Annotated in this window: 17 protein-coding genes; 6 read left to right on the top strand and 11 right to left on the bottom strand. The window is 70.3% G+C overall.

Translation table 11 applies throughout. The annotated features are described in order from the left end of the window. Window positions 1-9 precede the first annotated feature (9 nt). The gene (locus ACFYYB_RS10005; protein WP_389434406.1) at window positions 10-579 is read left to right on the top strand and encodes a hypothetical protein; all 570 of its coding nucleotides are present in this window, start codon (window positions 10-12) and stop codon (window positions 577-579) included. On the opposite strand, the gene ACFYYB_RS10000 is transcribed toward ACFYYB_RS10005, so the two are convergent. Genes ACFYYB_RS10000 through ACFYYB_RS09985 form a run of 4 tightly spaced genes read right to left on the bottom strand, consistent with a single transcriptional unit; the run spans window position 576 to window position 3,725 of the window. Further along, window positions 576-1,007, bottom strand: coding sequence for a Fur family transcriptional regulator (locus ACFYYB_RS10000; RefSeq protein WP_389434404.1), 432 nt, complete (start codon window positions 1,005-1,007; stop codon window positions 576-578). The genes ACFYYB_RS10005 and ACFYYB_RS10000 overlap by 4 nt on opposite strands. A 59-nt stretch (window positions 1,008-1,066) precedes the next feature. Next, complete coding sequence (locus tag ACFYYB_RS09995; protein ID WP_274552012.1) at window positions 1,067-1,933, bottom strand: metal ABC transporter permease; 867 nt, start codon at window positions 1,931-1,933, stop codon at window positions 1,067-1,069. Next, window positions 1,933-2,724 (bottom strand): metal ABC transporter ATP-binding protein, encoded by a 792-nt coding sequence (locus ACFYYB_RS09990; protein WP_389434402.1) that lies wholly within the window; start codon window positions 2,722-2,724, stop codon window positions 1,933-1,935. Before ACFYYB_RS09990 ends, ACFYYB_RS09995 begins: the two co-directional genes overlap by 1 nt. Before the next feature lie 35 nt (window positions 2,725-2,759). Next, window positions 2,760-3,725, bottom strand: a complete 966-nt coding sequence (locus ACFYYB_RS09985; RefSeq protein WP_389434401.1) for a metal ABC transporter substrate-binding protein — start codon at window positions 3,723-3,725, stop codon at window positions 2,760-2,762. A gap of 156 nt (window positions 3,726-3,881) precedes the next feature. Here ACFYYB_RS09985 and ACFYYB_RS09980 point away from each other — a divergent pair, with 156 nt between their 5' ends. Beyond that, window positions 3,882-5,264 carry a glycine--tRNA ligase gene (locus ACFYYB_RS09980; RefSeq protein ID WP_389434399.1) on the top strand — a complete coding sequence of 461 codons (1,383 nt, stop codon included), beginning with the start codon at window positions 3,882-3,884 and terminating at the stop codon, window positions 5,262-5,264. Window positions 5,265-5,333: 69 nt separating this feature from the next. On the opposite strand, the gene ACFYYB_RS09975 is transcribed toward ACFYYB_RS09980, so the two are convergent. The 6 genes from ACFYYB_RS09975 to ACFYYB_RS09950 form a co-directional block, all read right to left on the bottom strand. Next, window positions 5,334-6,065 (bottom strand): VC0807 family protein, encoded by a 732-nt coding sequence (locus tag ACFYYB_RS09975; protein WP_389434397.1) that lies wholly within the window; start codon window positions 6,063-6,065, stop codon window positions 5,334-5,336. 141 nt (window positions 6,066-6,206) lie between these two features. Beyond that, window positions 6,207-6,800: a TetR family transcriptional regulator gene (locus ACFYYB_RS09970; RefSeq protein WP_389434395.1), complete on the bottom strand. Its 594-nt coding sequence runs from the start codon at window positions 6,798-6,800 to the stop codon at window positions 6,207-6,209. 21 nt (window positions 6,801-6,821) lie between these two features. After that, a complete protein-coding gene (locus tag ACFYYB_RS09965) occupies window positions 6,822-7,877 on the bottom strand; it encodes an aldo/keto reductase (RefSeq protein WP_389434393.1) in 1,056 nt (351 codons plus the stop codon). Between the two features lie 109 nt (window positions 7,878-7,986). Next, complete coding sequence (locus tag ACFYYB_RS09960; protein WP_389434391.1) at window positions 7,987-8,415, bottom strand: MarR family winged helix-turn-helix transcriptional regulator; 429 nt, start codon at window positions 8,413-8,415, stop codon at window positions 7,987-7,989. Next, window positions 8,415-8,831 carry a polyketide cyclase gene (locus ACFYYB_RS09955; protein WP_389434390.1) on the bottom strand — a complete coding sequence of 139 codons (417 nt, stop codon included), beginning with the start codon at window positions 8,829-8,831 and terminating at the stop codon, window positions 8,415-8,417. Before ACFYYB_RS09955 ends, ACFYYB_RS09960 begins: the two co-directional genes overlap by 1 nt. A 134-nt stretch (window positions 8,832-8,965) precedes the next feature. Then, window positions 8,966-9,310 (bottom strand): DoxX family protein, encoded by a 345-nt coding sequence (locus tag ACFYYB_RS09950; RefSeq protein ID WP_389434388.1) that lies wholly within the window; start codon window positions 9,308-9,310, stop codon window positions 8,966-8,968. Between the two features lie 90 nt (window positions 9,311-9,400). Here ACFYYB_RS09950 and ACFYYB_RS09945 point away from each other — a divergent pair, with 90 nt between their 5' ends. Next, window positions 9,401-9,856: a MarR family winged helix-turn-helix transcriptional regulator gene (locus tag ACFYYB_RS09945; protein WP_389434387.1), complete on the top strand. Its 456-nt coding sequence runs from the start codon at window positions 9,401-9,403 to the stop codon at window positions 9,854-9,856. Between the two features lie 48 nt (window positions 9,857-9,904). On the opposite strand, the gene ACFYYB_RS09940 is transcribed toward ACFYYB_RS09945, so the two are convergent. Then, window positions 9,905-11,365, bottom strand: coding sequence for an MFS transporter (locus ACFYYB_RS09940; RefSeq protein WP_389434386.1), 1,461 nt, complete (start codon window positions 11,363-11,365; stop codon window positions 9,905-9,907). A gap of 64 nt (window positions 11,366-11,429) precedes the next feature. On the opposite strand from ACFYYB_RS09940, the gene dusB reads away from it, so the two are divergent. The 3 genes from dusB (at window position 11,430) to ACFYYB_RS09925 (ending at window position 17,209) form a co-directional block, all read left to right on the top strand. Further along, entirely contained in the window at window positions 11,430-12,572 is a 1,143-nt protein-coding gene (gene dusB / locus ACFYYB_RS09935; protein WP_254382970.1) for a tRNA dihydrouridine synthase DusB, read from the top strand. Between the two features lie 375 nt (window positions 12,573-12,947). Next, the gene (ppdK, locus tag ACFYYB_RS09930; protein ID WP_389434385.1) at window positions 12,948-15,656 is read left to right on the top strand and encodes a pyruvate, phosphate dikinase; all 2,709 of its coding nucleotides are present in this window, start codon (window positions 12,948-12,950) and stop codon (window positions 15,654-15,656) included. 467 nt (window positions 15,657-16,123) lie between these two features. Continuing rightward, complete coding sequence (locus tag ACFYYB_RS09925) at window positions 16,124-17,209, top strand: helix-turn-helix domain-containing protein (RefSeq protein ID WP_389434383.1); 1,086 nt, start codon at window positions 16,124-16,126, stop codon at window positions 17,207-17,209. Window position 17,210: the final 1 nt, after the last annotated feature.

The following is a 17,210-nucleotide window of genomic DNA, read 5'->3' as shown; positions in this document are numbered from 1 at the left end:
TCCGCTGTCATGGATACGAACATGCATGCGGAGCAGGTGGCGGCGCCAGGCGGCCGGGCGGTCGAACTGGTGTATCTGACGACCAGGCCGGAGCTCGCCGAGGCGCTCCGGGCCCGGTCCGCCTCGACGGCCGCGGGGCGGCGCCTGCGCTGGATGTACCCCGTGCTCGGGACGCTGCTGGTCCTGTTCGGGGCGCTGACCGTGGTATTGGACGGGACCGTTGGTGCCCGGGCTGTTGGCGTGGCCGTCGCCGGGGCGGTGCTGTGGGCGCTCTCGCCGCTCGTTCCCCGTCTGACGCCCTGGCTGCTGGCGCGGTCGTTCGCCGGCTACGTGGAGAAGGCGGGGGAGGCTCGGGTCCTCGTCGACGACTCCGGAGTCCGGGTGACGACGGCCGACAGCGAGGCGCGCGTCGGGTGGAGCGCGCAGCCCACGTACCTGGAGACACCGGGCTCGTTCGTCATGCTCAGCGACGACAAGTCGGCGGTGGCCCTCACGGTCCTGCCCAAGCGGGGCATCCTGCCCCCGGCGGACACCGACGCCCTGCGGGCGATCCTGGACCGGAACCTGCGCAGGCTCTAGGCGGGCTTGGCGGCGCAGTCCGCGCAGGTGCCGAAGATCTCCACGGTGTGGGCGACGTTCACGAAGCCGTGCTCCGCCGCGATGGTCTCTGCCCACTTCTCCACCGCCGGGCCCTCCACCTCGACGGCCTTGCCGCACTTGCGGCAGACCAGGTGGTGGTGGTGGTCCCCGGTGGAGCAGCGCCGGTAGACGGACTCGCCGTCGCTGGTGCGCAGCACGTCGACCTCGCCGGCGTCCGCGAGGGACTGCAGGGTGCGGTAGACCGTGGTCAGGCCCACGGAATCACCGCGGTGCTTGAGCATGTCGTGGAGTTCCTGGGCACTGCGGAACTCGTCCACCTGGTCCAGCGCCGCCGCGACGGCGGCCCGCTGTCGGGTGGATCGTCCTCGTACTGGCGCGGTATTCATCTCGCCAGGCGCAGTCGCCACCGGTTCCTCCTCGTTTCGGTCTCGGCCCATTGTGCCAGGCGGCCGACTGCCCGAACCCGTCACACCTTTACGTCGTCCCGCGTACAGACTTCCTCGGCGGCGCGGGCGGCCCTGGCCCGGCGCCGGGCCAGGGGGGTGGACACGGCCGTCATCACCATGAAGACGGCGATGGCGAGCAGCACGATCGTGCCGCCGGACGGTGCGTCGATGTAGTAGGTGGCGGCCGTGCCGGACAGGGAGACCAGCACGCCGATGACCATGGCCACCGTCAGGGTGGCGGTGAACCCGCGGGTGACGCGCTGGGCGGCCGCGACCGGGATCACCATCATGGCGCTGACCAGCAGCAGGCCGACGATGCGCATCGCGACGGTGACGGTGACGGCCGCGGTGACGGCCATCAGCAGGTTCAGGAAGCGCACCGGCAGGCCGGTGACCCGGGCGAACTCCTCGTCCTGGCAGACCGCGAAGAGCTGGCGGCGCAGGCCCAGGGTGACGGCGACGACGAACAGGGCGAGGATCACGACCGCGGTGATGTCCTCGGCCGAGACCGTGGTGATGGAGCCGAACAGGTAGCTGGTCAGATTGGCCGTCGAGCCGCCCGGAGCCAGGTTGATGATCATGACGCCACCGGCCAGGCCGCCGTAGAAGAGCATGGCCAACGCGATGTCCCCGCTGGTCTTGCCGCGGGAGCGGATCAGCTCCATGCCGACCGCGCCGATGACCGCGACGAGGGTGGCCATCCACACCGGGCTCGTGTTGAGCAAGAAGCCGAGGGCGACACCGGTCATGGCCACGTGCCCGATGCCGTCGCCCATGACGGCCTGGCGGCGCTGCACGAGGTACGTGCCGATCGCGGGGGCCGTGATGCCGACCAGGGCGGCGGCGATGAGGGCCCGCTGCATGAAGGCGTAGTCGAGGAGGTCCATCAGCTCAGCAGTCCCGTCCGGAGGGGCTCGGCGTCGTGCGCGGAGTGCGGGTGTACGTGGTCGTGGCCGGGCAGCGCGTGCTGGCCCAGGGCCTCCGGGGGCGGGCCGTCGTGCGTGACGCAGCCGTCGCGCAGGACGACGGCGCGGTCGATGAGAGGCTCCAGCGGGCCCAGCTCGTGCAGGACCAGCAGCACGGTGGTGCCGGCGGCGACCTGGGTGCGCAGGGCGTTCGCGAGGACCTCCTGGTTGGCCAGGTCCACGCCGGCCATCGGCTCGTCCATGATCAGCAGTTCCGGCTCGCCGGCGAGCGCGCGGGCGATGAGCACCCGCTGGTGCTGGCCGCCGGAGAGGGCGTTCACGGAGGCGTCGGCGTGGGAGCCCATGTCGACCAGGTCCAGCGCGCGCTCCACGGCGGCCTTGTCGGCCTTGCGCAGGAACCCGAAGCGGGTCCGGGCGAGCCGGCCGGCGGAGACGACCTCGCGGACGGTGGCGGGCACGCCGCTGGCGGCGGTGGTGCGCTGCGGGACGTACCCGATGCGCGACCAGTCGCGGAAGCGCTTGAAGTCGGTGCCGAAGAGGGAGAGGGCGCCGTCGCTCAGCGGGACCTGACCGACCACGGCGCGGACGGCCGTGGACTTGCCGGAACCGTTGGCGCCGAGCAGGGCGACGACCTCACCGCTGCGCACGGTGAGGTCGATGCCGCGCAGCACGGGGCGCGAGCCGAGCGAGGCCGTGGCCCCGCGCAGGGATATGACGGGCTGGTCCAGGGCCTGTGTGGGCGTGGACTCCATGGCTCGCGCCTCCGATGCCGCTACTGCTGTCGCCATTACTTGGTGCCGAGTGCCTTCTGGAGGTTCTTCAGGTTGGCCCGCATGACCTCGAAGTAGTCAGCGCCCTGGGACTTGTCCGTGATTCCCTCCAGGGGATCCAGGACGTCGGTCTTCAGGCCGGTGTCCGTCGCGAGGGTCTTGGCCGTCTTGTCGCTGGCCAGGGTCTCGAAGAACACCGTCGACACATTGTCCTGCTTCGCGAGGGTCTGCAGGTCCTTCATCCGGGCCGGGCTGGGCTCGGACTCGGGGTCGACGCCGGAGATGCCCTCCTGGTCGAGGCCGTAGCGCTCGGCGAGGTAGCCGAAGGCGGAGTGGGTGGTGATGAAGGTCTTGGAGGCCGTGTTCTTCAGGCCGTCCTTGAACTCGGTGTCGAGCGCGCCCAGTTTGGCGACGAGGTCGGCGGTGTTCTTCTTGTAGTCCGCCGCGTGGTCGGGGTCGGACTTCTCCAGGGCCGCGCCGACGCCCTTGGCGATCTCCGCGTACTTGACCGGGTCGAGCCAGACGTGCGGGTCCTCGCCGGCTTCCCCGTGGCTGTGGTCGTGGCCGTCGCCCTCGGCGGCGTGGTCGTGGCCGGAGGTGCCGTGCACCTCCAGCTTGGTGAGGGTGGCGGCGTCGACGACGTTCTTCACGCCGGACTGGGCGACGGCCTTGTCGACGGCGGGCTGCAGCGTCTTGAGGTAGAGGACGACATCGGCCTCGCCGAGCTGCGCGGTCTGCTTCGGGGTGATCTCCAGGTCGTGCGGCTCGACCCCGGGCTTGGTGAGGGTGTCGACCTTCACGTGGTCCTTGCCGATCTGCTCGGCGAGGAACTGCATCGGATAGAACGACGCCATCACGTCGAGCTTGCCGTCCTTGCCCTCGGCGGCTCCCGCGGCGCCCGAGCAGGCGGTCAGGGCGGTGGCGGCGAGGGCAACGGCTCCGGCGAGGGCGGCGGTGGGTATGAGGCGTCGTCGTACGTTCATGACATCCATTTTCATCAAAGATGGAAACGATTGTCAAAAACCCTGGTGGGAGGGGTGCGCGGGACCGGAGGAGGGGGGTCCCGATTTGAAAGGGGGGGTGCGGGCGCCGGTAACCTTGAGGCTTCGCCGTTCGTCCTCGTAAATGAAGAGAGCACCGTGGCCGCCGACAAGATCGAAACCATCGTCAGCCTGAGCAAGCGCCGTGGCTTCGTTTTCCCGTGCAGTGACATCTACGGCGGCTCCAAGGCCGCCTGGGATTACGGTCCGCTCGGTGTCGAGCTCAAGGAAAACATCAAGCGCCAGTGGTGGAAGGCCATGGTCACCGGGCGTGAGGACATCGTCGGCCTCGACTCCTCCGTGATCCTGGCGCCCGAGGTCTGGGTGGCCTCCGGTCACGTCGGCACCTTCTCGGACCCGCTGACCGAGTGCACCTCCTGTCACAAGCGCCACCGCGCCGACCACCTGGAAGAGGCGTACGAGGCCAAGCACGGCCGCGTGCCCGCCAACGGTCTCGCCGACATCAACTGCCCCAACTGCGGCACGAAGGGCCAGTTCACCGAGCCCAAGCAGTTCTCCGGCATGCTGGAGACCCACCTCGGCCCGACCCAGGACACCGGCTCCAAGGCGTACCTGCGCCCCGAGACCGCCCAGGGCATCTTCACCAACTTCGCCCACGTGATGACCTCCTCGCGCAAGAAGCCCCCCTTCGGCATCGCGCAGATGGGCAAGTCCTTCCGCAACGAGATCACCCCCGGCAACTTCATCTTCCGCACCCGCGAGTTCGAGCAGATGGAGATGGAGTTCTTCGTCAAGCCGGGCGAGGACGAGCAGTGGCAGGAGTACTGGATGCAGGAGCGGTGGAACTGGTACCGCGACCTCGGCATCCGCGAGGAGAACATCCGCTGGTACGACCACCCGAAGGACAAGCTGTCCCACTACTCGAAGCGCACCGCCGACATCGAGTACCGCTTCAACTTCGGTGGCAATGAGTTCTCCGAGCTCGAAGGCGTCGCCAACCGCACCGACTTCGACCTCAAGGCGCACTCCGCCGCCTCCGGCTCGGAGCTCGTGTACTTCGACCAGGAGACCAAGGAGAAGTACACCCCGTACGTCATCGAGCCGGCCGCCGGTGTCAACCGCGCGATGCTCGCCTTCATGCTCGACGCGTTCAACGAGGACGAGGCTCCGAACGCCAAGGGCGTCATGGAGAAGCGCACCGTGATGCGCTTCGACCCGCGCCTGGCTCCGGTCAAGGTCGCCGTCCTGCCGCTGTCCCGCAACGCGCAGCTGTCGCCGAAGGCGAAGGGCCTCGCCGCCGACCTGCGCAAGCACTGGAACATCGAGTTCGACGACGCGGGCGCCATCGGCCGCCGCTACCGTCGCCAGGACGAGATCGGCACGCCGTTCTGCGTCACCGTCGACTTCGACACCCTCGACGACAACGCGGTGACCGTGCGCGAGCGCGACACCATGAAGCAGGAGCGCGTCTCCCTGGACCAGATCCAGAGCTACCTCGGCAGCCGCCTGCTCGGCTGCTAGGTTCCGCCGCGGATGCGGCAGTGGCCCGGTGCGCATCGCGCACCGGGCCACTGCCGTCTTCCGGGCCGGTTACGCCGGGGCCGGGCTGCCGGCCTCCGCGGCTGCTGCTGCCTCCGCCGCTGCCGCGGCCCTGGCCTGGCCCTCGGCCTGGGTGCGCTTCGAGAACCGGATGGTCCAGACGATCAGCGAAACCAGGAAGCCGTAGATCAGGAGGGGGCTGACCCAGACCATCGTGTCGACGCTCAGCGTGTACGCCAGCACCAGCCGCAGCGCGGCCTCGATGAGGTAGGCGACGCCCCAGACGATGGTCATCCGCCGCATCGCCTTGCGGAAGTCCGGGTACTGCCAGAGCCCGTTGAAGTACGCCACGCCCTCCGTGGTCCCGTCGGTCCCGAACTTTCGGCCGAAGTAGAACATCAGCGGCCGGGGAGCGAACAGGGTGGCGACGCAGAGCACGCCGAACAGCCCCGTCACCCCCGAGTCCTTGATGAGCAGGGCACGCGCCGAGTGCGTGCCGATCAGCGTGACGAGAGCGGTGATCACCAGGAAGAACAGGGTGACCACGGCGAACTCGTCGATCTTGCGGCGCCAGGCGAGGTGGACGATGGAGTCGACCACCGGCCAGACGCCGCTGACCAGGAGCGCGGCGAAATCGCTCCAGCCCCGGTCGGTCAGCGTGTTGTACGTGAGGATGGGCGCGACCACGTTGAAGGCGATGGTCAGGACCCAGCCGATCGCGGCGGCCGATCCGGACCTGGCCGGCGGCCCGGACCGCGCTGCCGGTTCTTGCTGAGCGGACAAAGTGTTCCCCCTGGAACGGACCTGATGATGTGCGGTAAGGGGAACGTAGGAATACGGAAAGCCGCGCGGCAAGGGCCCGCCGCTCCAAATGCTGATCAAGCTGTCCGGACTGACCGATTCCGGGCTGGCCGGTTCCGGACGTCAGGCGCGCAGGCCCCGGACGACCAGGGCGGTGACCGCCTCGAACTCGGCGGTGATGGTCGGCTCCAGCCAGTCCGCCGCGTACTGCGGATCGTGGAAGCGGCCGGTGGCATCGAACACCGCGCGCGCGGCGGCCGGTACGTCGGGCGCGCTGAGCGATCCCGCCGCGACCCCCTCGCCGATGATCCGGGAGAGCTGCCCGATCAGCTCGGTGATGTGGTGCTCCACCACGCCGCTGCTCTCGCCGAGCAGCACGATGTACGTCGCGAACAGCTCCGGGTCGTCACCGGCCTTGTGGCGCTTGGCCTCGAACAGCGCCCCCAGCCATGACTCCAGCTTGGAGGGGCCCGGCTCGGCCGGCGCCGAGACGATCTCCTCCAGCATGACCACGCTCTTGGTGAGCCAGCGCTCCGTGACGGCCTCGCGCAGCGCGGCCTTCGAGGGGAAGTGCCGGTACACGCTGCCGTGGCTGACACCCAGGGCGCGCGCCACGTCCACCACGGTCGCCTTGGTCGGACCGAAGCGGCGCAGCACCTCCTCGGTGGTTTCGAGGATGCGCTCGGGGGTGAGGGGCTCGGCTGCTGCGGGTGGCATGAGTACGACCGTACAGCCGGATCAGTGCTCGCTGTCCAGGTGGGCCATCTGGGCCGCGGGGTATCGATCGCCCGCTGCCGCACCGGCCGGAACCGCGTCCTCGATGGCGGCCAGGTCGGCGGCGGTCAGGGTGACCTGAAGGGCGCCCAGGGCCTCGCCGAGCCGCTCCCGGCTGCGGGCGCCGACCAGCGGCACGATGTCCTCGCCCCGTGAGAGCACCCAGGCGATGGCCGTCTGGGCGACGCTCACGCCCTTCTCGTCGGCGACCTTGCGCAGGGCGTCGACCAGGTCGAGGTTCTGGTCGAGGTTGTCGCCCTGGAAGCGCGGGCTCATCCCGCGGAAATCGCCCGGAGCCAGTGACCGGTCGCGGGTGAAGTGGCCGCTGATCAGGCCGCGGGACAGCACGCCGTACGCCGTGACGCCAATGCCGAGCTCGCGGGCGGTCGGCAGGATCTCCTCCTCGATCCCGCGCGAGATCAGGGAGTACTCGATCTGGAGGTCGGCGATCGGTGCCACGGCCGCGGCCCGGCGCAGGGTGTCCGCGCCGACCTCGGAGAGCCCGATGTGCCGGACGTGCCCGGCCGTGACGGCCTCCGCGATGGCGCCGACGGTCTCCTCGATCGGCACGTCGGGGTCCACGCGGGCGATGCGGTAGACGTCGATGTGGTCCCGGCCGAGCCGCTGGAGCGAGTAGGCCAGGAAGTTCTTGACGGCCTCCGGCCGCCCGTCGTACCCGGTGAAGCCACCCTCGACCGTGCGCAGGGCGCCGAACTTCACGCTGGTCAGCGCCTTCTCGCGGGCCGCGGCGGGGGCGGTGCGCAGGGCTTCGTTGATGAGGAGCTCGTTGTGCCCCATGCCGTAGAAGTCGCCCGTGTCGAGCAGGGTGACCCCGGCGTCCAGGGCGGCGTGGATGGTGGCGAGGGACTCCGCCCGGTCGGCCTCGCCGTACAGGGCGGACATCCCCATGCAGCCCAGGCCCAAGGGGAAGACGCTGGGTCCGGTCCTGCCGAGGGTGCGGGTGCCGGTCGGTGAGGTGCCGTCTGAGGTGCCGTGGGAGGTGCTCTGGTTCGTCGTCATGGAACGAGAATGGCATGACGGCTGACAGATTTCAATATCTGTCACTCGTTCGTGCGAGAAAGCCCCGCCCGCAAGGCGGACGGGGCTGTGGGTCGGGGGCCGGGGAGCGTCAGGACTTGGGGTGGGCCAGGCGGCTCAGCAGGGTGACGGCGTCCCCGCGCGGGACCGGCCGGAAGAACTCCTCGTCCACTCCCTCGACGGCGGCGATCGCCCGCGGGGCCAGCTCGGCCCCGGCCGCGGTGACGCGCAGCCGCTTGGCGCGGGTGTCCGCCGGATCGACCTCGCGGGCGAGCAGCCCCTTCTGTTCCAGGGTGCGCACCACCTGCGAGGTCATCTTCACGTCGGTGCCCGCCTGGCGCGCGAGCGCCTGCTGGTTGGGGTGCTCGCCCTGTTCGTTGAGCCACCAGGCGCAGGCGAGGAGGACGAACTGCACGTGGGTCAGGTCCAGGGGCCCCAGCGCCGCGGCGATGCCCCGCTGCCAGCGCAAGGTGGCGTGCCAGAGCAGGAAGCCGGGGCTCTCGCCCGGGGTCAGGGCCATCAGCCCCGGGCCGCCCGGACCAGTGCCGCCAGGGTGTCGGGCCAGTCGGCCGTGATGCCCGGGCCGATCTGCGGGCCCGCCTCGGCCGCGCCCTCGCCGCTGATCTCCATCCGGTACACCACCCGGCTGAGCGCCGGCTCGAGCCGGTCGATCCGGTGGGTGGTCCGCAGGACCAGGCCGCCGAAGCGCGCCTCGTCGACGAACATCTCACCCTCGGCGGCCTCGGCGACGAGCAGTTCCACCGGGTCCTGGCCGGCCGGGGTCATGGTGATCTCCGCGCCCGCCGCGAAGGTGCCGCGGAGCTCGATCTTCTCGATGTCGGCGTTCCAGGCGCCCCAGTTCTCGACGTCGGCCCACAGGGCCCAGATCGCCTCGGGTGCGGCGCTGGTCTCGATGCCGTGCTCGTACTCCCACATGGGGGCCTCCTGGTAGATGTTCTTCGCGCAGACTATCTGCGCGCAGACTAACTGTCCAGGAGGCCGGTGCGCGGATCGCGGCCGGGTCGCGCCCGGGGTCTCGGCGGGTGCGGCGCGGGTGCGGCGCAGGGGGGTCAGGCCGCCGCGCGCAGGATCACGGCGGCCGCCGCGATCAGCAGGAGGACGGCCGCGGGGGCGAGGGCGTAGTCCTTCGCGCGCAGGTGGAAGACGACCGCGCCGATGAAGTAGAGGGTCACGCCGACGGCGGCGGCGATGCCCAGCGGGGTCAGCCACAGGCCCGCGACCAGGCCTATCGCCCCGGCCGCCTTGAGGGTGGCCAGTCGGGGGAGCCAGGAGTCCGGCACTCCGACCTTCACCATGTTCTCCGTGATCGCGGGGTTGCGCTGGAGGGTGAAGGTCGCGGACGCGGCGAGCGTGAGGGCGAGCAGGCCGGCGACGACGGCATAGGCGATGAACATGATGGGCTCCAACGATCGGCGATGTAGAACCATTGAATACCATCAACGATTGTCCCGGCGCAATCATTTCCCGGTTGTTACGATGTGGACATGACGGCGCTTCAGGACCCCACGCACCCGCCGCAGCGGCTGGGCATGCTGCTGGCCTGGCACGGATCGATCACCCAGACCCGCATGAAGCAGGCGCTCAGCGCCGCCGGACTCACCCCGCGCCACGCGATGGCCCTCACGCACCTGGACGGCGGGCCCATCGGCCAGCGCGCGCTGGCCGAGCGACTGGAGGTGGACCCCAGCGTGCTCGTCGGGATCCTCAACGACCTGGAGGGCGACGGGCTCGTCGAGCGCCGCCGGGACCCGGCCGACCGCCGCCGCCACAACGTCGCCATCACCGACGCCGGCACCGAGGCCCTCGCGAAGACGAACGCGGCGCTCGACGCGGTGGAACTCGGCCTGTTCGCCCGCCTCTCGGACCGGGACCAGGAGGCGCTGCGCGGCCTGCTGGACCGGATCGACTCGAACAGCGAGGACTTCGCCTGCGGGGAGTGAGGCCGCCGGGCGTTCAGGCGGGCGCGCGAGCAGCCGCCCGGCCCCGGCTCAGTGCCGCGGCGAGGCGCCCGTGCGCGCGGGGCCGGCCTGCGGCTCCAGCGCGCGGGCCGTGCGCAGGGCCGTCTCCCGGGCCCAGCTGCCGCTGGTGGCGAAGCCCACGCACAGGACGAGCAGTCCGCACACCGTGATGATCCACCAGGCCGGCCGGGCCGCGGACACGAAGTCGGCGGCGGAGCCGGACCCGCCGGCCATCCCGGCGGCCAGGACGGCGCCCACGATCGCCACGCCCAGCGCCCCGCCGGTCTGCCGGCTGGTGGAGGCCACCGCCGCGGCCACGCCGGCCTGGGCGCGCGGCATCCCGGAGACCGCGGTGTTGGTGATCGGCGCGTTCACCAGGCCGAACCCGATGCCGAAGAGCACGTACCCGCAGAACAGCGTCGGCGTCGAGCTCTCGGCCGAGAAGGCGGCGAACAGCAGCCCGCTCGCCCCCATCGTCACGCCCGCGACCAGCAGCGGCAGCCGCGGTCCCCGGGCGGCGACGAGCCGTCCCGACACGGGGGCGCAGAGGAAGGCGAAGGCCGCCATCGGCAGCATGTACAGGCCGGCGTCCAGGGCGTCCAGGCCCCGTACGTCCTGGAGGTAGAGGGTGTTCAGGAACAGGAACCCGGACAGCGCGGCGAAGGCGCTGACCGCGATGACGGTGGCCCCGCTGAAGGGGGCGCTACGGAAGAAGCGCGGGTCGATCAGGGGCTCCGCCCGCCGTGACTCGTAGGCCAGCAGCCCGACCAGGGACAGGACGGCGACGAGCGCGCAGCCCAGGATCAGCGGGGAGCGCAGTCCGGCGGAGGGGGCCTCGATGATCCCGAACGTCACCGAGCCGAGCAGCCCCGCGACCAGCAGCTGCCCGACCGGGTCCGGGCGGCGCGGGTGGTCGGCCCGGGACTCCGGGATGTAGCGCAGGGTCAGGACGAGGGCGAGGATGCCGACGGGCAGGTTGATCCAGAAGATGGACCGCCAGCCGACCGAGTCCACGAGCAGGCCGCCGATCAGCGGGCCCGCGGCCATGGACAGGCCGACGACCGCGCCCCAGACGCCGATGGCGCGGGCGCGCTCCTTCGGGTCGGTGAACGTGTTGGTGATGATCGACATGGCGACCGGGTTGAGCATCGAGCCGCCGACGGCCTGGATCATCCGGAAGGCGATCAGCCAGCCCAGGCTGGGCGCGAGCGAGCAGAGCACCGAGCCGGCGGTGAAGAGCACGACGCCGGCCGTGAAGACCTTGCGGCGGCCGATCCGGTCCGCGGTGGAGCCGGCCAGCATCAGGAGCGAGGCCAGGACCAGCGTGTACGCGTCGATCGTCCACTGCATGCCGGCCACGGAGGCGTGCAGATCGCGGCGCATGGAGGGGAGGGCGACGTTCAGGACGGTGTTGTCCAGGCTGACGATGAGCAGGCTCATGCAGCAGATCGTCAGGATCAGCAGGCGTCGCCGCTGGGTCAGCTCGTCCATGGGGCCGATAGTACGCCTAACTAACGACATGCGATCAACGGCGCGGCTGAGCCACAATGGGGGGATGACCACGCTCCCCCCGCCTCTCGCGATCGGCCCGCACACCGTGCAGCCCCCGGTGGTGCTCGCGCCCATGGCCGGCATCACCAATGCCCCGTTCCGTACGCTGTGCCGCGAGTTCTCGGGCGGCAAGGGGCTGTTCGTGAGCGAGATGATCACGACCCGGGCCCTGGTCGAGCGCAACGAGAAGACCATGCAGCTGATCCACTTCGACGAGACCGAGAAGCCCCGCTCGATCCAGCTGTACGGAGTCGACCCCGCGACGGTCGGCAAGGCGGTCCGCATGATCGTCGAAGAGGACCGCGCCGACCACATCGACCTCAACTTCGGCTGCCCGGTGCCCAAGGTCACCCGCAAGGGTGGCGGCTCGGCCCTTCCGTACAAGCGGAACCTGCTGCGCGCGATCCTGCGCGAGGCCGTCGCGGGCGCCGGCGACCTGCCGGTGACCATGAAGATGCGCAAGGGCATCAACGACGACCACCTCACCTACCTCGACGCCGGCCGGATCGCCGTCGAGGAGGGCGTCACCGCCATAGCCCTGCACGGCCGCACCACCGCCCAGCACTACGGCGGCACCGCCGACTGGGAGGCCATCGCACGGCTCAAGGAGCACGTGCCGGAGATCCCGGTGCTCGGCAACGGAGACATCTGGTGTGCCGAGGACGCGCTGCGGATGGTCCGCGAGACGGGCTGCGACGGCGTGGTCGTGGGACGCGGCTGCCTGGGGCGCCCGTGGCTGTTCAACGACCTGGTCGCGGCCTTCGAAGGCCGCCCCGAGGACTTCCACAAGCCGACCCTGCGCGAGGTCGCGCGGACGATGCTGCGCCATGCCGAGCTGCTGGGGGAGTGGATCGGCGACGAGGCCCGCGGGGTGATCGACTTCCGTAAGCACGTGGCCTGGTACACCAAGGGCTTCTCGGTCGGCTCGGAGATGCGGCAGAAGCTCGCCGTGACCTCGTCCCTGGCGGAGCTGGACGCTCATCTGAGCGAGCTGGACTTGGACCAGCCCTGGCCCGACAGCGCGGACGGCCCCAGGGGCCGTACGTCCGGAAACAACCGAGTTGTCCTGCCTGAGGGATGGCTGAACGATCCGTACGACTGCGCGGGCGTGAGCGAGGACGCCGAACTGGACACGTCCGGAGGCTGAGAATCGGGTGGCAAAACGTGCCGTCGGTGGCGTGACATACGCCACGCATGGGTGAGGTTTCGCTCAGATGAGCACTGTGGTCACGGATAAGACTTTCAAAGGGTGGCACTGGGTGCCACCCTTTGTTCGTTCAACTCTTGAACGCAAATGGATCGATGATCGCTCATCCGAGCGCAAACAGGCCGTGGTGAACGCCTCACCCTTCGGGATCTGAAGGGTCTTCGTAGGTTTTGGCTACTCTTCAGTTACATTCGATTGGCTGGCACCCAGGTGGTTAAGTCCGCATGTCCGTCAAGTAGACGTACCCATAAGCCTTCGATCTGGGTATGTTCCTGGCCGTCAGGGCAGCCACCGAGCCTCGAGGAGTCGAGACCCGTGTCGGAAAACAAAGATCAGAAGTTCGTCTACGACTTCACGGAGGGCAACCGCGACCTCAAGGACCTTCTCGGTGGCAAGGGTGCCAACCTCGCCGAGATGACCAACCTGGGTCTGCCGGTCCCTCCCGGCTTCACCATCACCACCGAGGCCTGCAAGGTCTACCTCGACAGCGGCGAGGCCCCGGCCGAGCTGCGCGAAGAGGTCAGCGCGCACCTCGCCGCCCTCGAGGCGAAGATGGGCAAGAAGCTCGGCCAGTCGGACGACCCGCTGCTGGTCTCCGTGCGTTCCGGCGCCAAGTTCTCGATGCCCGGCATGATGGACACGGTCCTCAACATCGGCCTCTCCGACGAGTCCGTCGCCGGTCTCGCCACCCAGGCCGGCAACGAGCGCTTCGCGTGGGACTCGTACCGCCGCCTGATCCAGATGTTCGGCAAGACCGTCCTGGACGTGGACGGCGAGCTGTTCGAGGAAGCCCTCGACGAGGCCAAGGCCGCCAAGAAGGTCACCGTCGACACCGACCTCGACGCCGCCGACCTCAAGAAGCTGGTCACCCGCTTCAAGAAGATCGTCGCCAAGCAGGCCGGCCGCGAGTTCCCGCAGGACGCCCGCGAGCAGCTCGACCTCGCCGTCGAAGCGGTCTTCAACTCCTGGAACACCGACCGCGCCAAGCTCTACCGCCGCCAGGAGCGCATCCCGAGCGACCTGGGCACCGCGGTCAACATCTGCTCCATGGTCTTCGGCAACCTCGGCCCCGACTCGGGCACCGGCGTCGCCTTCACCCGCGACCCGGCCACCGGCCACGCGGGCGTCTACGGCGACTACCTGCAGAACGCCCAGGGCGAGGACGTGGTCGCGGGCATCCGCAACACCGTGCCGCTCGCGGACCTGGAGACCATCGACAAGGTCTCGTACGACCAGCTCATGACGATCATGACGACGCTGGAGAACCACTACAAGGATCTCTGCGACATCGAGTTCACCATCGAGCGCGGCCAGCTGTGGATGCTCCAGACCCGTGTCGGCAAGCGCACCGCCGGCGCCGCCTTCCGCATCGCCACCCAGCTCGTGGACCAGGGCCTGATCGACGAGGCCGAGGCCCTCCAGCGCGTCAACGGCGCCCAGCTCGCGCAGCTGATGTTCCCGCGCTTCGACGAGGGGGCCAAGACCCAGCTGCTGGGCCGCGGCATCGCCGCCTCCCCGGGCGCGGCCGTCGGCAAGGCCGTCTTCGACTCCTACACGGCCGTCAAGTGGTCCCGCTCCGGCGAGAAGGTCATCCTGATCCGCCGCGAGACCAACCCCGACGACCTCGACGGCATGATCGCCTCCGAGGGCATCCTGACCTCGCGCGGCGGCAAGACCTCGCACGCGGCCGTCGTGGCCCGCGGCATGGGCAAGACCTGCGTCTGCGGCGCCGAGGACCTCGAGGTCGACACCAAGCGCCGCCGCATGACGGTCGGCGGGACGGTCGTCGAAGAGGGGGACGTCGTCTCCATCGACGGCTCCACCGGCAAGGTGTACCTCGGTGAGGTACCCGTCGTACCGTCCCCGGTCGTCGAGTACTTCGAGGGCCGCATGCACGCCGGCGCCGACGACGCCGACGAGCTCGTCGCCGCGGTGCACCGGATCATGGCCTACGCGGACCGCGTACGCCGCCTGCGGGTGCGCGCCAACGCCGACAACGCCGAGGACGCGCTGCGCGCCCGCCGCTTCGGCGCCCAGGGCATCGGCCTGTGCCGCACCGAGCACATGTTCCTCGGTGAGCGCCGCGAACTGGTGGAGCGGCTGATCCTCGCGGACACCGACGACGAGCGCGAGGAGGCACTCAGTGCCCTCCTGCCGCTCCAGAAGAAGGACTTCGTCGAGCTGTTCGAGGCGATGGACGGGCTGCCCGTCACCGTCCGCCTGCTCGACCCGCCGCTGCACGAGTTCCTGCCCGACATCACCGAGCTGTCGGTGCGCGTCGCCCTCGCCGAGTCCCGCAAGGACGCCAACGAGAACGACCTGCGCCTGCTCCAGGCCGTGCACAAGCTGCACGAGCAGAACCCGATGCTGGGCCTGCGCGGCGTCCGCCTGGGCCTGGTCATCCCCGGCCTGTTCAAGATGCAGGTCCGGGCGATCGCCGAGGCCGCGGCCGAGCGCAAGAACGCCAAGGGCGACCCGCGCGCCGAGATCATGGTCCCGCTCGTCGGCACCGTCCAGGAGCTGGAGATCGTCCGCGAGGAGGCCGACCAGGTCATCGCCGAGGTCGAGGCCGCCACCGGCACCGACCTCAAGCTGACCATCGGCACCATGATCGAGCTGCCCCGCGCCGCCCTGACCGCCGGCCAGATCGCCGAGGCCGCGCAGTTCTTCTCCTTCGGCACGAACGACCTGACCCAGACCGTGTGGGGCTTCTCCCGCGACGACGTCGAGGCCAGCTTCTTCACCGCCTACCTGGAGAAGGGCATCTTCGGGGTCTCGCCCTTCGAGACCATCGACCGCGACGGCGTCGGCACGCTGGTCCGCAGCGCCGTCGAGGCCGGCCGGGCCACCCGCCCCGACCTCAAGCTCGGTGTCTGCGGAGAGCACGGCGGCGACCCCGAGTCCGTCCACTTCTTCCACGAGGTCGGCCTGGACTACGTCTCCTGCTCGCCGTTCCGGATTCCGGTCGCGCGCCTGGAGGCCGGCCGCGCCGCCGCCGAGGCGAAGGGCAGCGACAGCCGCTGACCCTCCGCGGCCCCGATGCCGGGGCCCCCATTGACCGCGCCTGCCCCCGGGTTCCCTGACGTCCGGTGGCAGGCGCGTCTATTTCCCCGGCCTTCCGGTGCGTTCGGGGACGGTGTTCGCCGCTGTTCCCCGGCGTTCCTCCGGCCCAGTATTGGTTCAATGTTGTTCCAGATGCCTTAACAGCAACAGGCGGTGGACGGATCCCCACCCGTCCACCGCCTGCCGCCAATCCGCCGGACACGTCGGCGCTTCCCGGTGCGACCGACCGCCAGGCCCCGCAAAGCCCCCCACGGCCTTCGCGGAGCGTTTCGGTCGCGCCGGAGTGTGCCCGGCGGAGTACAGGATTTCGGTTGTCACACCTTCGCCGAAAGGGGTTTCAACTGTGGCTGAAAGGCCATGGTGACCACGTGTGACGGCATGCATACTCAAGGGGCGGGGGGATTGCGGTTGCACAGGTGGGGGTTCGGGTGCTGCGTATCCATTTCACTGGAGTGGACCTCGCGCGCGTAAGGATGGCAGGGCGTCCGGATGCGTTGTGGGAAACCATCTTGAGTTTTCACCGCTTACGGGACCGGCGCGATACCCGGCTCTTCGGCGATTGGCGTGCGGAAACACGCACCAGGTTGAATGGTGAAACACGACTTCTCGGCGCGCTGATACCGAGCCGCGGGTATTTCCCCGATTTCCTGACCCCCACGGAGGGGCAGTACGGGTGGGACGTGGGCCTCGACGCGCTGCGCGGGATCCGCCCCGAGCGGCTGCGCCGCGAGCTCACCCTGCTCGGGCGGGGCGTGGAGGCCGGCTCGGGCATGGCCGCGGCCTTCGGGATGCCGGGGACGGCCGACGGGGGTGCGCACCGCGGCTCCGAGAGCCCGGTGCCCAGGCGGCTGCGGGACTTCATGGAGGGCGACACCGCGCACCTGCCCCGGCTGCTGGGGGAGCTGCGCGGGTACCACCGGGCGGCCGTGGAGCCGTACTGGAGCCACATCCAGGCGCAGATCGAGGCCGAGCGTGCCATGCGGGGGCGGGCGCTGCTCGACGGGGGAGCGGACGAGCTGCTGGCCTCGCTGCCGCCGATGCTGCGCTGGCGGGCGCCGGTGCTGGAGTGCGACTACCCGGTGGACCGGGACGTACGGCTCCGCGGGCGCGGGCTGCTGCTCCAGCCCTCCTTCTTCTGCCGGCGCACGGCCGTGACCCTGCACGATCCGGAGCTGGCGCCCGTGCTGGTGTATCCGGCGGCGGCCGAGCTCTCCTCCGCGCAGCCCGGCGGCGAGGCGGCCCGGCCCGCGGAGGAGCGGCGCAGGCACCGCCAGCTCACCCTGGGCAAGCTCGTCGGGCACACCCGGTCGGTGGTGCTCCAGGCGATCGGTGACGGGGCCACCACGAGCGAGCTGGCGCGCCGGGCCGGGGTGTCACTGGCCTCGGCGAGCCAGCACGCCGGGGTGATGCGGGAGGCCGGGCTGGTCACCACGCTGCGGCGCGGCAACGCGGTGCTGCACACGGTGACGCCGCTCGGCGCCGCGCTGCTCAAGGGCGGGGCCGTGATGTCGTGAC

It is taken from the genome of Streptomyces sp. NPDC002886 (assembly GCF_042888445.1).
Classification (GTDB): Bacteria; Actinomycetota; Actinomycetes; order Streptomycetales; family Streptomycetaceae; genus Streptomyces.
The sequence above is the reverse complement of the archived record's forward strand: the minus strand, read 5'-3'. Positions and strand labels throughout refer to the sequence as shown.

Bases quoted from the DNA above. Each gene is read 5' to 3' on its own strand.
- ACFYYB_RS10005 (WP_389434406.1), top strand. From the start codon at position 10: ATGGATACGAACATGCATGCGGAGCAGGTGGCGGCGCCAGGCGGCCGG.
- ACFYYB_RS09995 (WP_274552012.1), bottom strand. From the start codon at position 1,933: ATGGACCTCCTCGACTACGCCTTCATGCAGCGGGCCCTCATCGCCGCC.
- ACFYYB_RS09990 (WP_389434402.1), bottom strand. From the start codon at position 2,724: ATGGAGTCCACGCCCACACAGGCCCTGGACCAGCCCGTCATATCCCTG.
- ACFYYB_RS09985 (WP_389434401.1), bottom strand. From the start codon at position 3,725: ATGAACGTACGACGACGCCTCATACCCACCGCCGCCCTCGCCGGAGCC.
- ACFYYB_RS09970 (WP_389434395.1), bottom strand. From the start codon at position 6,800: ATGCCACCCGCAGCAGCCGAGCCCCTCACCCCCGAGCGCATCCTCGAA.
- ACFYYB_RS09965 (WP_389434393.1), bottom strand. From the start codon at position 7,877: ATGACGACGAACCAGAGCACCTCCCACGGCACCTCAGACGGCACCTCA.
- ACFYYB_RS09960 (WP_389434391.1), bottom strand. From the start codon at position 8,415: ATGGCCCTGACCCCGGGCGAGAGCCCCGGCTTCCTGCTCTGGCACGCC.
- ACFYYB_RS09955 (WP_389434390.1), bottom strand. From the start codon at position 8,831: ATGTGGGAGTACGAGCACGGCATCGAGACCAGCGCCGCACCCGAGGCG.
- ACFYYB_RS09950 (WP_389434388.1), bottom strand. From the start codon at position 9,310: ATGTTCATCGCCTATGCCGTCGTCGCCGGCCTGCTCGCCCTCACGCTC.
- ACFYYB_RS09945 (WP_389434387.1), top strand. From the start codon at position 9,401: ATGACGGCGCTTCAGGACCCCACGCACCCGCCGCAGCGGCTGGGCATG.
- ACFYYB_RS09940 (WP_389434386.1), bottom strand. From the start codon at position 11,365: ATGGACGAGCTGACCCAGCGGCGACGCCTGCTGATCCTGACGATCTGC.
- dusB (WP_254382970.1), top strand. From the start codon at position 11,430: ATGACCACGCTCCCCCCGCCTCTCGCGATCGGCCCGCACACCGTGCAG.